Raw genomic sequence first — 14630 nt, forward strand, 5'->3', positions numbered from 1 at the left:
AGCGAGGATGTGAAGTGGTCGGGGGTTTTGCGTGCGGGTCTGGTCGTGGCGGTGGTCTTCGCCGTGGTCTGGCTGTGCGCGATCCTGTACTGGCGGAGCAGCGGCGGTGCGCCCGGCGGCGGGCAGATGCTGCTGGTGCTCGGCGTCTTGCCGCTGGGCCTGCTGGCGGGGCTGTGGCTGGTCCGCGGCAGGCGCGCGGCGAAGCGCCGCGCGCCCGAAGTCGCCGACACGGGGGCGAGCGGGGATGCGCTCGAGACCGATGCCGGCCAGGCGCATCCGCCGCTCGACTGCCTGGCTGGTGCACTGCGCCTGTCCTGCGGCGATGCCCCCGATGCGGTGCTGGCGCTGCTGCAGGCGCCGCCGCGCCCGGGGCTGCACCCGCGCTTCCGCGACCGTGACGGCCTGCCGGTGTTCGCGGCCTATTGCGACGGGCTCGAGACGGCGGCGGCGGCCGACGCCATGTCGCGGCGGTTGCAGCCGCAGGGAAGCCGCGCCCCCGAGGAAGAACGGTTGCGGGCGCTGGCGCTGCTGCAGCCGGTGGCCGAGGAACTGTTCGACGGGCTGGCGCTGCAGCTGCCGCCCCTGCCGGTGTCGGAGGAGCGCGTCGTCGCCGGACTGCGCCGGCGCGAGCGGCACGAGGTGGGCGAGGCCGTCCGCATCCGCGTGCTGCTGCCGTCGGCCTGGCCGCAGCCGCTGCGCCAGGCCTGCGGCGACTGGCTGCTGGAATCGGCGCTGGACGGGGGGCTCGACGCCCGCCGCATCGCGCTCGAGGTGCTTGCGGTGCAGGGCCCGGAAGATACATGGCGGCTGCTCGACCGGCTCGGCACCGCGACCGCCGACGAGCAGAGCTGGCAGCTGCTGCTCGCATGCGACTCGGCCATCGGCGAGCGCGCCGTGCATGCGCTGATGTCCAGCGGACGCCTGATGGACAGCCGGCGCGCCGAAGGCCTGGTGCCCGGCGAAGCCGCGGCCGGCGTACTGCTGCGGCCGCCGGCCGCGGCCGCGCCGGCGTCCCCGGAACCCGCCGCATCGATGCACCGCGTGCGGATGAGCGCATTGCAGTCCACCACGCCGCCGCGCGCCGCCGCCCGCGCCACCGCGGAGCTGATCACGCGCACGTTGCAGCATGCCGCCGTCGAGCCCGACGCCGTCGCGATGGTGGTGAGCGACGCCGACCAGCGCCCCAGCCGCGCCGTCGAGGCGAGTGCGGCGGCCGCGACGGCCTGCCCCGAACTCGATACCGCCACCCAATGCGGCGCGCTCGGCGTGCCCTGCGGCGACATCGGCCACGTCGCGCCGCTGGCGCTGCTGGCGCTGGCCGCGGCGCAGGTGCGGGCATCGCGGCAACCGGCGCTGGCGCTCGCCGTCGCCGCCGAGCGCGAGCGCGCGGCCGTGGTCTTCACGCCGCCGGCGTCCGCGTCCGCCCCGTCTCCAGACAATGCCGGCGCCTCGCCGGACCTTGCCGCCTAACCGGATCGACCCGCCCGATGTTCTACAGACTCAGGTACTACCTCACCGACTATCGCGTCCTCGCCGTGATCGGCATCGCCTCCGCCGCGGCGCTGATGTATTTCGGTGCCGACGGCCTCAAGCAGATCGGCGTATGGGCGCTGGTCCTGCTGGTCCTCGCGCTGCTGGTGTGGCTGCTGGTGTGGATCGTGCGCAGGATCCGCGCGCGCCGCGCCGCCAAGGGGCTCGACGAGATGGTCGAGGGCGAAACCGAGCGTGCCGTCGCCAACGCCCAGCCCGCCGCCCGCGCCGATACCGAAGCGCTGCGCGAGCGCATGCTCGAGGCGGTCAAGGCGATCAAGTCCTCGCGCATCGGCGTGCTCAAGGGCAAGGCCGCGCTCTACGAGCTGCCCTGGTACGTGATCATCGGCAACCCGGCGGCCGGCAAGAGTTCGGCGATCCTCAATTCCGGGCTCAAGTTCCCGTTCGAGGACAACCGCAGCAACGTCATCCAGGGCATCGGCGGCACCCGCAACTGCGACTGGTACTTCACCACCGAGGGCATCGTGCTCGACACCGCCGGCCGCTACTCGGTCAGCGTCGAGGACCGCCTGGAGTGGCTGACCTTCCTCGACCTGCTGAAGAAGCACCGCCCGCGGGCGCCGGTCAACGGCATCATCATCGCCGCCAGCATCGCCGAGCTGTCCGGCAGCAAGCCGGAGTTCGCGATCGAGCTGGCCAAGAACCTGCGCCAGCGGGTCCAGGAGATCACCGAGCGGCTGGAGGTGTTCGCGCCGGTGTACGTGGTGTTCACCAAGGCCGACCTGATCGCCGGCTTCACCGAGTTCTTTCGCGGCCTGGACCCGTCCGAGCGCGAGAACGTGTGGGGCGCGACGCTGCCGTTCGATCCGAAATCGGACAACGACGCGCTCGGCAGCTTCGACACCTACTTCGACGAGCTGGCCGAAGGCCTGAAGGAGATGAGCCTGTCGCAGATGGCGATGCAGCGCGGGCGCGAGGTCTCGCCGGGACTGCTGACGCTGCCGCTGGAATTCGTCGGCATCAAGCCCGCGTTGCGCACCTTCGTCGCCACCTTGTTCGAGGAGAATCCCTACCAGTTCAAGCCGGTCTTCCGCGGCTTCTACTTCACCAGTGCGCTGCAGGAAGGCGATTCGGTGCACTACGCCTCCGAGCGCGTCGGCCGCGAGTTCGCGCTGCAGCCGCGCGCGCATGCCGAGGCCGGCGCGCCGTCCGGGCACACCGCGCATTTCCTCAAGGACCTGTTCCGCAAGGTCGTGTTCGCCGACCGGCAGCTGGTGCAGCAGTATTCGAGCCCGCACCAGACGCGGTTGCGCTACGCGGTCTTCCTGGGCGCGGTGGCGGCACTGGCGCTGGTGCTGGGGCTATGGACCTGGTCGTACACCAGCAACCGGCAACTGGTGGCCAATGCCGCCAAGGATCTGGAACAGGCGGTGAGGCTGCAGGAGGACCGGGTCGACCTGAAATCGCGCATCGACGCCCTGCTGCTGCTGCAGGATCGCCTGGAGCAACTCGCCCGCTACCGGCAGCAGCGCAGCATCACCACCCACCTGGGCCTGTACCAGGGCGACCGCATCGAGGCCAAGCTGCTCCAGGAGTATTTCGACGGCATGCGCCAGGTGATGCTGGCGCCGACCAACGCCCGCATCGAAGCCTTCCTCGCCGAGGTCGTGGCGCACGGCGGCCAGCTCACCGAGAGCGCGGGCCAGGACGAGCAGGCGCAGGAACGCCTCTACCAGGAAGCCTCGCCGACCGACACCAACGACGCCTACAACGCGCTCAAGACCTACCTGATGCTCGGCAACCGCGGCCGGGTCGAGCAGGCGCATCTCGCGCACCAGCTGACCCGCTTCTGGCGCGGCTGGCTCGATGGCAACCGTGGCCAGATGTCGCGCGAGGACATGGCGCGCGCGGCCGAGAAGCTGATGAGCTTCTACGTGGCGCGCGCCGAGGATCCACGCTGGCCGCAGGTCGAGACCAAGGTGTCGCTGGTCTCCGACAGCCGCGCGGCGCTGACCCAGGCCACGCGCGGCGAGCCGGCGATCAACCGCGTGTTCGCGCAGATCAAGGCGCGAGCGGCGACGCGCTTTCCCACGATCACGGTCAACAGCCTGGTCGGCGACGAGCGCAACAAGGACGCCATCACCGGCAGCTACGCCATTTCCGGGGCGTTCTCGCGCCGGGCCTGGGAAGACTACGTGAAAGGCGCGGTCGACGAAGCGGCGAACACCGAGCTCAGCACCACCGACTGGGTGCTCGATACCACCGAGCAGAGCGACCTGTCGCTGGCGGGCAGCCCGGAGCACATCGCGCGCGAACTGGCGATGCTCTACAAGCAGGAATACGCGCAGGAGTGGCAGAAGTTCCTGCAAGGCGTGAGCGTGGCCCGCTTCGGCAGTTTCGACGACGCGGTCGCGCGCATGAACAGCATCGGCGATCCGCAGCAGTCGCCGCTGCGCGCGCTGCTCGAGGCCATCAACGAGCAGACCATCTGGGACAACCCCTCGGCTGCCAACGCGCTCCAGGACAAGGCGAAGGGCGGCTTCGTGGCCTGGTTCCAGCGCGTGATCCTGCGCCGCGCGCCGTCGCCGGCCGCGGTCGAGACCAATCCCGACACCGGGCGCCCGACGCAGGCGCCCATGGGGCCGATCGGCAAGGCGTTCGAGGGCTTCGCGCGGCTGGTCGCCAAGCGCGACGGCAGCGCGCTGATCGACGACTACTTCCAGACGCTCGCCAAGCTGCGCACGCGGCTCAACGCGATCCGCACCGAGGGCGAGCCCGGTCCCGGCGCACGCCGGCTGATGCAGGACACCCTGAGCAATGAAGGCTCCGAACTGAACGCCGCGCTCGCCCTCGTCGACGAGCAGATGCTCACCGGGTTGGACGAGTCGCAGCGCAAGGCGCTGCGGCCGCTGCTGCTGCGCCCGTTGACCGAAACCTTCGCCGCGCTGGTGCCGCCCACCGAGGCCGAGATCAACCGGGTCTGGGCGGCGCAGGTGTACGAGCCGTTCCAGGCGCGCATCGGCCGCCAGTTCCCGTTCGATCCGGCGGCCGACGTCGACGCCGCGCCGACCGACATCGCCGCCATCTTCGGTGCGTCCGGCGCGATCGCCGCGTTCAACAAGGAGGCGTTGGGCGCGCTGGTGATCCAGCGCGGCAACCTGCTGGAGGCGCGGCGCTGGGCCGGCCTCGGCATCACCCTGCTGCCGGAACTGGTCGGCGGCTACGGCGACTGGGTCAGCGGCTCGGCCGGCGGCGCCGCCGGGCAGGACACGACGATCTTCGAGATCCAGCCGCAGCCGGCCACCGGTGCGGTCGAATTCACCCTCGACATCGATGGGCAGACGCTGCGCTACCGCAACACCCCGCCGGCCTGGCAGACGTTCCAGTGGCCGAACCCGGGCGCGATTCCCGGCGTCAAGCTGAGCGCGGTCACCAGCGACGGGCGCACGGTGGAACTGGTCAATGCGCCCGGGGGCAACGGCCTGGCGCGGATGATGGAGCTCGCGACGGCCGAGCATCGGCCGGACAGCAGCACGCTGACCTGGGCGCGCGACGGCGTCTCGGTCTCGGTGGTGATGAAGATCACCCGGCGCCCGGGCGCCAGCAGCAGCGGCAGCGATTGGCAGCGTGGACTGCAACTGCCGGCGACGGTCGCCGGCAGCGCGCCGGCGGCCGCGCCGCTGGCGGACGGCATGGAGCCGGAAGGCGGGGAGGAGGGCGCATGACGCAGACGGTCTCGGCAGCGGTCAGCTACTTCGGCAAGGTGCCCTCGCGCGGGGATTTCGTGCGCACCGCGGACAACCACCAGCTGATGGGCCTGCTGGACCGCTGGGCCGGCAGCAGCATCGAGCTGCTGAGCCAGAATCCCGACTGGAAGCGCCTGTACGACGGCGCGCCCGATGTGCACTACGCGTTCATGGGCTCGCGCAGCAAGCTGGTCGTCTGCGGGCACTTCCTGCCCAGCCGCGACGCCTCGCAGCGACGCTTCCCGCTGCTCTCGGCGATCCGGGTCGAGGTCGGCAATCCGCTGGGCTTCATCGGCCGCAGCCCGCTGGCGCTGACCCGTGTCTGGAGCGGGCTGGCGCGGCAGGCGCGCAACGCCGCCGACGCCGAGGAGGCCGCGATCCCGCTGCAGCAGCTGGCGGAAACCCGCTACGACCTGAGCACCGACCCGGGCGCCTACGCGGCGCCGTTCGCCGATTTCCTCGAGCTGCAGACGATCGGCTCGCTGGAGCGGCTGCTGCGCGACTCCGGCCACGACGACGTCGTGCTGCGGCGCATGCTGCCGGCGCTCGGGCTGTTGCTGCAGCCGGTGCTGTCGGGCAGCGGGGTGACGATCGACAAGGGCCTGGAACTGCCGCTGCCTCGCGATCCGCTGTACCGGCCGCTGGTCGGCGCGTTCTGGCTCGACATCATCGCCGGGTTCATCGCGCGCGGCGATTTCGAGCTGGCGGTGCTGGTGCGCGACGAGGACACGCCGAGGATGATGGTCGGCTTCAACGGCGCCGACCACCAGACGCTGCGCGCGGTGCTCGATCCACAGGCCGCGGGCGAGCACCTGATCCGCATCCACGACGCCGAATGGGTGGACGAACACCTGCCGACCGACTACGGCCTCAACAAGCTGGCCAGCTACGTCGATCGCCACGACCTGTCGCTGAAGGCCGCGCGCCGGATCTTCGGCGAAACCTTCCTGGGAGCATGAACATGCGTCGCGTCATCCTTCTCTTCACGCTGCTGCTGGCATCGGTCGCGGCGCGGGCACAGCCGGCCGCGGAGCCGGTGGTGGCCGAGGGCGTGGTTCCGGACCAGGCGACCAAGGCCCAGATCCTCGACAAGCTGCGCTCGCTGTACGGCGAGGAGCGCGTGGTCGACCGGATCCAGGTGGAGTCGATCCCGACGCCGCCCAACTGGGGCAGCTACGTGGCCAACATGCTCACCCCTGGGTTGCAGCGCGTGTCGGAGGGCAAGCTGGAGGTCAACGGCCAGAGCGTGCGCATCACCGGCGAAGTGGTCAACGAGGCACAGCGCCAGCAGGTCGCCAGCGAGCTCAGCCTGGCCAGCAACAGCACCTATACCGTCACCAACAGCCTGGGCACCGGCGGCTCCGGCCAGGGCCTGCTCGACGCCACCCTGGGCGACCGCATCATCGAATTCGAAAGCGGCAGTGCGCGGCTCACCGACCTCGGCCGCTACATCCTCGACGAGATGGCGGAGAAAATGCAGGAAATCGGCGACGCGCGGGTGCAGATCATCGGCCACACCGACGATGTCGGCCAGCGCCAGGGCAATCTCGCCCTCAGCCAGGCGCGCGCCGAGGCGGTGCGCAGCTACCTAGTCGGGCAGGGTATTCCGGCCGGAAACCTCGAAGTGCTCGGTCGCGGCCCCGACGAGCCGATCGCCGACAACGCCACCGAGGACGGGCGCGCCCGCAACCGCCGCATCCAGTTCCGCGTGCTCTGAGGACGCGCCAGGCAATCGTTTCCGCCGCGGTGAGAGCTGGGCCGTCGCCACGGGTTTCGTCAACGAATAGCCCATGCTTCAAGCCGTGATGTTCTAACCCATAGCGAAGCACCCGGCCGTTCATTTGCACCGCCCGTGGCGACGGCCCAGCTCTCACCGCAGCGGAAATGGCTGCCTGGCGCGGCGGCGACGTGATCTTTCAGGATCCGAAGGATTCCTGGCTGCTGTCCACGTCGAGCAGTTCCTCCACCTGCGACAGCGTGCTGTCGTCCTTGATCACCCGCTTGAGCCAGACGTGCAGGGGCATTTCGCCCCAGCGCGCGGCCTTGTCGGCGAGGTAGGCGACCGGACTGTGCGGCTCGGTGCGACGGAAGAACTCCGCCACCTGGCGCAGTTGCGCCAGCGCCTGCCGTCGCGATGCGATCGGGCCGCCATGGCCCGCGACGGCTGTCCCGCTCCCGTGCTCGATGTCGCCTGCGCCGTCTGCGCTGCCGCCGGCGGCATCGCCGTCCAGCAGCACGCCGGCGTCGCGCGCGAAGCGCAGCACGGTCTTCTGCAGATGCTCCAGCTGGTCGCGCACCGGCGTGAAGCTGGGGCCGTCCGCGCCCAGGCGCGCGTCCACCGAGAGCTGCAGCTCCTGCAGCGCGACCGCGCAGTCGGCCACCGAGTCCATCAACTGCCGGTAGAACTCGTGCGGCGTGTCGCGGCGGGCCGCTTCCATCAGCTCCAGGTCCGGCTGCCCGTCCGCGCCCGCGGTCTCGCCACTGCCGCCGCGCGCATGCGCGGCCTCGAAGTCGCCGAGCCCGAAGCGGCCCTGCGGCGCCTGCGTGATCGGCAGCGTGCGCAGCCATTGCAGCGTGTTGGTCAGCAACCAGCTGAGGTTGCCGATGCGCTCCTCGTAGTCGCCGTCGATCGCCCGTGGATGCACCTCGTCCCAGTAGCGGTCGCACAGGCGTGCGACCAGCCTGAAACCGGTGGCCAGCCCGGCGAAACCGTGGACCTGGGCGCTGGCCTCGGCGAACCATCCGCCCAGGCGCAGGTCCTTGGTCCGCTTCCGCAGCAGGTCCTCGCACATCCGCGTGGCGGCGGTCCAGTCGGCGTACTTGATGTCGGTGACCCAGTCGCCCTGCTCCAGGGTGGGGTCGTCGGCGCGTCGGGCTTCCTGGATCGCGTCGAACTCGGACGAGAAGGAGAGATCTTCGCCGGTGGGGCTATCGTCGGAGATCGGGGCCAGCAGGTCTTCCAATTCCAGCATGGCGGTGCTCGGTTGATGGACTGTGGGATCGATTCTACAGAGTTGTCGGAGTTTCCCTATACTGCCGGTCCGTAAATTTTGCTAACTTGCCGGACAGGAAGTCGGCCTCCGCGTCCGCGTCGTGCGCCAAGGCGCGCGGATCCACGGAGGCCCCGTCAAGCCACGGAGTTCTCGTGATGCACTCATCGGATCGTGTGCGGGATGCATTGGCCTCGCTCGTTCGCATCGACGATGCGACCCGTCTCTATCGCCTGGAATTGCCCGACGCACCGCCCGGCCTGCTGGTGGAGCGCTGGCGCGGCCGCGAGGCGCTGTCGCAGGGTTTCGAGTGGTGGGTGGACGTGCTCTCGCCCGACGCCGATCTGCCGCTCGACGCCTGGCTCGGCAAGCCCGCGCGGCTGCTGACCCGCTTGGCCGGTGGCGGCGAGTCCGCGCGTACCGGGCTGGTGCGCGAGGCCGCCTGCGTCGGCACCGACGGCGGCCTGGCCCGCTACCGCCTGTGCCTGGTGCCGTGGACCTGGCTGCTGACCCAGGGCCGGCACAGCCGGGTGTTCCAGGAACGCAGCGTGACCGAGATCGTGGAGACGGTCTTCGCCGGCTACGCGCCGCTGGCATCGTGGCAGCTGGGCGACGATGTCGGTCCGTTCCTCGCCCAGGCGCGGCCGCGCAGCTACTGCGTGCAGTATCGCGAGAGCGACTTCGACTTCATCGGCCGGCTGCTGGCCGAAGAGGGGCTGGGCTGGCGCCTGGAAGAGAGTGGCGAGGCCGCCTGCGGCCACCGCATGGTGCTCTTCGCCGAGAGCGGCGCGCAGCCGCAGGATGCCGGTTCCGAGCAGGACGGCGGCATCCGCTTCCACCGCAGCGACGCCACCGAGGCGCGCGACAGCATCCAGGCGTTCGGCCGCCGCCGTCGCATCGGTGCCGACCGCCTGACCGTGCTCGGCGACGACTACAAGACCCGGCAGGCCAGCAGCGCGCAGCTGCCACTGCAGTCCGGCGCAGAACGCGAGGCGCCGCTGGACGCCTACGACCCCTCCGGCGCCTATGCCTTCGCCGACGCTGGCGAGGCCGAGCGCTACGCCGGGCTGATGGCGCAGGCGCACGAAGCCGGCCGTCACGCCTGGTTCGGGCAGGGCACCGCGCGGACGTTCCGTGCCGGCAACTGGTTCCGGCTCGTCCAGGCCCCGGCCCAAGGAGAAGCACCGCCCGCCGAGATCCTGCTGACCTGCGTCCTCCACGCCGGCATCAACAACCTGCCGCTCGACTTGCGCGAGACCGTGGCCGCGCAGCTTGGCCCCGCGCCGGCATGGCCGCAGAACGAAGACGACCGGCTGGCCGAAAGCAGCCTGCAGGCGCGCGCCGAGGCGGTCGGCTACGCCAACCGCTTCGAAGCGGTCGATCGCGAACGCCCGTGGCGCCCCGTGCTCGAGGACGGCACCGGCGCCCGCCTCAACCCGCGGCCCACCGCGCCCGGCTACCAGACCGCGATCGTGGTCGGCGCGGACGGGCAGGCGGCCGTCTCCGGCGCACAGGAGCTGTACTGCGACAAGCTCGGGCGGATCAGGGTGAAATTCCATTGGATGAGCGACTGCGCTTCGCAGGCATTGCCTGTGGCAGGCGCGAATGCCCGGCCAGGGATGGCCGGGCCGGACGCTCCGCAAGCCAGCGATGCCGCGCCAGGGACGGCGGCCATGTCCTGCTGGCTACGCGTGGCCCAGCGCTATGCCGGTCCCGGCGTCGGCAGCCAGTTCCTGCCGCGGATCGGACAGGAAGTGCTGGTGGCCTTCCTGGAAGGCGACATCGACCGGCCTGTGGTGATGGGCACGCTGTACAACGGCCGGGGCGAGGCGGGCATTGCGCCTACTCCGGGGGGCAAGCCCGCCGAATCGGACACCAGCGCCTATGCCCAGGCCAGCGACCACCGCGCCAGCGCCCAGGCCAACCTCGCCGGCGGCCACGCGCCGCCGTGGCACGGCATGGGCGCGGGCGACGACGCCCACAACAATGCGGCCGCCCTGTGGGGCGTGAAATCGAAGGAGTGGGGCGGCGACGGCCACAACCGGCTGGTGTTCGACGACAGCGACGGCCAGCTGCGCCTGCAACTGGCGACCACCCAGGCCGCCAGCCAGCTCAACCTCGGCCACCTGGTCCACCAGGCCGACAACTACCGCGGCAGCTTCCGCGGCGAAGGCTTCGAGCTGCGCACCGACGCCTGGGGCGCCATCCGCGCCGAATCCGGCCTGTGGCTGAGCGCCTACGCCAAATCCGGCGGCACGCCCGCCGGCGATGCCGTCGGTCCGAACGCCCTGCTCACGCAACTGCGTACCTTGGGCGAGACGTTCTCGGGCGCGGCGGCCACGCACCAGACGGTGAAGCTGGCCGGGCACGAGGGCGCGCCGGCCGCGAAGGCCTCGCGCCTGATCGACGACAAGGCGCCCCTGGAAGCGCTGCTGACCAGCGTCAGGACGACGGTGCCCGGCGAGCACTTCGATGCTGCGCGCGGAGAGGCCGCCGCGCGCAAGCCCGATGCCGCGGAAGGGCGCGTTCCCCATACCGGCGACGCCCTGCTCGGGTTCGCCGCACCGGCCGGGATCGGGCTGGTCGCCGGCCAGAGCCTGACCTGGGCCGTCGGCGAAACCCTCACCCTGGCCAGCGGCCAGGCCAGCCACCTCGCCGTCGCCGGCCACCTGCGCCTGCACACCGGCCAGGCGATCGGCATGCTCGCCGCGGCGACCGAGGGGCAGGCCGAGGAAACGAGCCTGAGCCTGGTCGCCGGCGAGGGCGAACTGGACCTCCAGGCGCAGAACGACCAGGTCAAGCTGCAGGCAAAGGAGCAGCTGAAGCTGGTCAGCGCCAACGCAGAACTGGAAATGGCCGCCGGCAAGACGATCCGTCTCGCCACCGCCGGCGGCGCCAGCCTGACCATCGAGGGCGGCAACATCACCATCGCCTGCCCGGGCACGATCAAAGTGCATGCCGGCAAGAAGAGCTTCCTCGGGCCGACGCAGCTCAGCCGGGAGATGAATGCATGGCCGGAAAGCAGGTTCAACGAGAAGTTCCAGGCTGTATTCGCCGACGGCGAGCCCGCGGCGAATCAGAAATACGTCATCACTCGCGCCGATGGCGCCAGGATCCAGGGCGTGACTGATGCGATGGGGCAGATCGATCTGCAACAGGGGCTTGGCGTCGAAGGATTGACCATCGAGTTGTTGGGAGAAGTGGATGGAGATGCGGCATGAGCGTTCCTCCTGATCGCGCACGCGAGGCGCTGGGCGGGTTCAATCCCGACGGGCAGCCGACGTATCAATGGAGGCTGACCAGCGCGAATCTGATCGATCCCGTGCGGTTGGTCCTGCCGCCTACCAAAGTGCTGCCGGTCATTTTCGTACCCGGCATCATGGGCTCGAACCTCATGGACATGAACCGGAACAAGGTCTGGCGTCTGGACACGACCTTTGGTGCTCCGGTGGGTCTGGCGCGAAAGATGGCATTCAGTGGTGCGGCGACCCGTCAGCGTCTCATGCACCCTTCGCAGACCCAGGTGGATCCACGTGGAGGGATCCCGGGAACCCCGATAGGCTCCGTAGGCCGGAAGGACCAATACCGCGATGAACGGTTCTGGGGCGAAATCGCGGAAGGCAGCTATCACAGCTTTCTACTCTGGCTGGAGGAGCGCCTCAACTCCGGAGAGTACAATCCGGCTAAGTGGCAGGAGTTCTTCTACACTGCAGTCAGTGCGGCACCAAGGCCGGGGGAACGTCCGCCGGAGCCGCGCCTGGGCCCGGGCATCCAGATGCAGATGCGCGGGTTCAACCCGGCCGGTTATGTCGATCGCGACGGCAGTGGCACGCCCGCCATGCATGAGCCGGTGACATCCGATGACCTGCTCAAACGCGCGAAATTCCGGATGCCTGTGTACGCATGTGGGTACAATTGGCTCGCCTCGAACACGGCCGCCGCCGAGCGGCTCCGTGATCGCATTCAACACGTCATAAATTCATACAGTCGCAATGGGTTCAAGTGTGACCAGGTCGTGCTGATTACCCACTCGATGGGTGGATTGGTGGCACGGCGATGCGCGTTGCTGCCGGGAATGCAGGACAAGATCGCTGGGGTCGTGCATGGGGTGATGCCGGCAGTCGGTGCTGCCGTCGCCTATCGCCGCTGCAAGATCGGCATGCGAGATGAGGATTTTGTCGCGGGGCTGGTGATCGGCAGCAATGGCCGAGAAGTCACGGCGGTGTTTTCGCAGGCCCCTGGCGCCCTGCAACTGCTGCCGACGGCCGAGTATCGCGCCGGCTGGCTCAAGGTGCAGAGTGCGGACGGTGTAACGGCTGATGAGGTGCGGCCCGTCGGCGATCCATACAACGATATCTACTTGCGACGGGATCGCTGGTGGGGCCTAGTGCGCGAGGAGTGGTTGAGTCCACGCGGAGGCCGCCCGCTGTCCTGGGATCAGTTCGCGATGAACATACGGATATCCCGCAGCTTTCATGAACAGATTCTTGGTGAGTACCACCCGGTAACCTATGTCTATTACGGCGCCGATCGGGACCAGGCAAGTTTCGAGACGGTTCGATGGAAGATGCGGGCCGGGCTAAGGCCGGATTCCAGGACGCCACCGAGTGCTCAGCAGGTGTACGACATGGACTTCGATCAGGTGCGGGACGATGGTAGCAACCCACTCCATGTTGGTGGCCGGATGGAGGTGGCGACCGGATATGGCTATATGGGTGGTGGCGCTACTACCTACCAGACCAGCTATTGGGAGCTCGAGGCCCAGAAGCAAGACGGGGGCGGAGACGGAACCGTGCCTGTCAGTTCCGGTGAAGCTCCTCTCAGGCACGCCAAGAACCGGGGTTCAATCCGTCAACAGTTCCGGATGAGCGGCTTTGCTCATGAGCCGTCCTATCGCGATGGGCAAGCCCAGTTGGCGACCCTCTTCAGCCTTCAGAAGATCGCCGCACAAGCGAAGATTCCTGCGTGAAATGGTATGGCCGCCTATGCCTGGTACTGGCGATGGCGGCGTCCTGCCTTGGATGCCAGTCAAAAGAAAAGGATCCCGTCACCGTGCCGGCTCTGACTCAGAACATGCGTACGCACTGCGTAGGCCGCTTTCTCGTCGATCTTCCCCAGAACTTCCGACGGACCCACGTCGTCGCCGGTGGCACCGGAGATGCCACCTTCTATTACGGCCATGATGCCGATTTCCGGGCCGTGAACGTCACCGTCATCGCGCAGCCAGTCACCTCCGAGCAGTTCGACGCGGCCGTAACAGGGCGCGCCGACGAACTCGCGAGCGGTATCAACTACGAGACGAATGCTTCGATGTTGCTGGGTCGGGAAGCGTGGTCCCCCACCCAGGTACGTCTCAGTTCTTACGCCAGTGTGGACATCGCCGATGCCCAGGTGCACGAACTGCACGTGCTTGTCGGCGACGCCCACGTTGCGATCAACACGACTGCATTCGAGCCCACGCAGATTCCGGACGCCGAAAGGAGGTTGCGCAACATACTGGCCGGGGTGAGCAAGGTTGATGCCCCGGAACACGCTGGCCCCGGCGTCTGCTTGGGGCCGGTGGTCGTGGACGCAGGAAGCGACTACGAGGAACTGCAACTCAGTTATCGCGTGGCTGACCGGGCCCATTCCGATCTCCGTTTCCAGGTCAGTCTCAATACGTTCCGCCAACCGGACGACGAGCCTTCGCTGATAGCACGCGGCGAATCCAACCTGGCTGGACTGGGCGTCAGACCTAAGGCCCTGCAGAAGGGCAAACGCCAACTGGCCGGCCTGGAGGGCGAACAATGGCTGGGCAGGTTCGAGGAAGACGGCAGGCGCCAGCACGGGTTCTACGCAGAAACCGGCATTCGCTCTCCATCGCCGCAACACCCTAAGCTCATGCTAGAGCTGTTCACCGGAGGCGAGGATCACAACGGCCATGCGGCGGAATCTTCGTTGGATGACGAGCAGGCGATCGCGCTCTGGGATCGTATCGTGGCTTCGCTGCGGGTTCGTCCGGGGGCATAACATTATCGGTCCAGCCGCGCGAGGGCTGCTCTGGGTCGCCTTTGTCGACGCGGATGAGCCTGGTTTACGTCATGAGCGCTGCCGATGGCACCGTGCCAGCGGCAGCATCGGGCGCTCAGATTCTCCATGCCAGTGGCTGCCAGTTGATCTGTCGACAGGCAGGTTGCGATCATCAGGGGGCTATAACCACAACGATGTGAGGCGGTCGGTATTGGATGGCGTCTTGCGAATTGTTGAGCCTGTGGTTTTAATGCGATGAGAAATTGAATCGCAGTAATTTTTGCCTATACGGCCACTACGGTGATGACGACGGGCAGGCGGCGTTGGGGAGCGATCACCTGGTGCGTAGTCGCTGTCCGGGCCAATACTCACCCTTCGTTCGGAGGAGGAATGT

General features: G+C 68.7%; 8 protein-coding genes. 7 read left to right on the plus strand and 1 reads right to left on the minus strand.

The features are described 5' to 3' along the window. Window positions 1-45: 45 nt before the first annotated feature. From U3649_RS10405 to U3649_RS10420, 4 genes are read left to right on the plus strand one after another with little or no spacing between them, the layout of a single operon-like run. The gene (locus U3649_RS10405; RefSeq protein ID WP_407351265.1) at window positions 46-1470 is read left to right on the plus strand and encodes a hypothetical protein; all 1425 of its coding nucleotides are present in this window, start codon (window positions 46-48) and stop codon (window positions 1468-1470) included. Between the two features lie 17 nt (window positions 1471-1487). Then, window positions 1488-5216: a type VI secretion system membrane subunit TssM gene (tssM, locus tag U3649_RS10410; RefSeq protein WP_407351266.1), complete on the plus strand. Its 3729-nt coding sequence runs from the start codon at window positions 1488-1490 to the stop codon at window positions 5214-5216. Continuing rightward, entirely contained in the window at window positions 5213-6196 is a 984-nt protein-coding gene (gene tagF, locus U3649_RS10415; RefSeq protein ID WP_407351267.1) for a type VI secretion system-associated protein TagF, read from the plus strand. Before tssM ends, tagF begins: the two co-directional genes overlap by 4 nt. Continuing rightward, entirely contained in the window at window positions 6193-6954 is a 762-nt protein-coding gene (locus U3649_RS10420; protein WP_407351268.1) for an OmpA family protein, read from the plus strand. The genes tagF and U3649_RS10420 overlap by 4 nt, the downstream gene beginning before the upstream one ends. Before the next feature lie 199 nt (window positions 6955-7153). On the opposite strand, the gene tssA is transcribed toward U3649_RS10420, so the two are convergent. Continuing rightward, entirely contained in the window at window positions 7154-8209 is a 1056-nt protein-coding gene (tssA, locus tag U3649_RS10425; RefSeq protein ID WP_407351269.1) for a type VI secretion system protein TssA, read from the minus strand. Between the two features lie 176 nt (window positions 8210-8385). On the opposite strand from tssA, the gene U3649_RS10430 reads away from it, so the two are divergent. Genes U3649_RS10430 through U3649_RS10440 form a run of 3 tightly spaced genes read left to right on the plus strand, consistent with a single transcriptional unit; the run spans window position 8386 to window position 14236 of the window. Beyond that, a complete protein-coding gene (locus U3649_RS10430) occupies window positions 8386-11448 on the plus strand; it encodes a type VI secretion system Vgr family protein (protein ID WP_407351270.1) in 3063 nt (1020 codons plus the stop codon). Continuing rightward, a complete protein-coding gene (locus U3649_RS10435; protein ID WP_407351271.1) occupies window positions 11445-13196 on the plus strand; it encodes an esterase/lipase family protein in 1752 nt (583 codons plus the stop codon). The genes U3649_RS10430 and U3649_RS10435 overlap by 4 nt, the downstream gene beginning before the upstream one ends. Further along, window positions 13193-14236, plus strand: a complete 1044-nt coding sequence (locus U3649_RS10440; protein ID WP_407351272.1) for a T6SS immunity protein Tli4 family protein — start codon at window positions 13193-13195, stop codon at window positions 14234-14236. The genes U3649_RS10435 and U3649_RS10440 overlap by 4 nt, the downstream gene beginning before the upstream one ends. Window positions 14237-14630: the final 394 nt, after the last annotated feature.

The organism is Luteimonas sp. R10, from assembly GCF_045689605.1.
Taxonomy (GTDB): Bacteria; Pseudomonadota; Gammaproteobacteria; order Xanthomonadales; family Xanthomonadaceae; genus Luteimonas.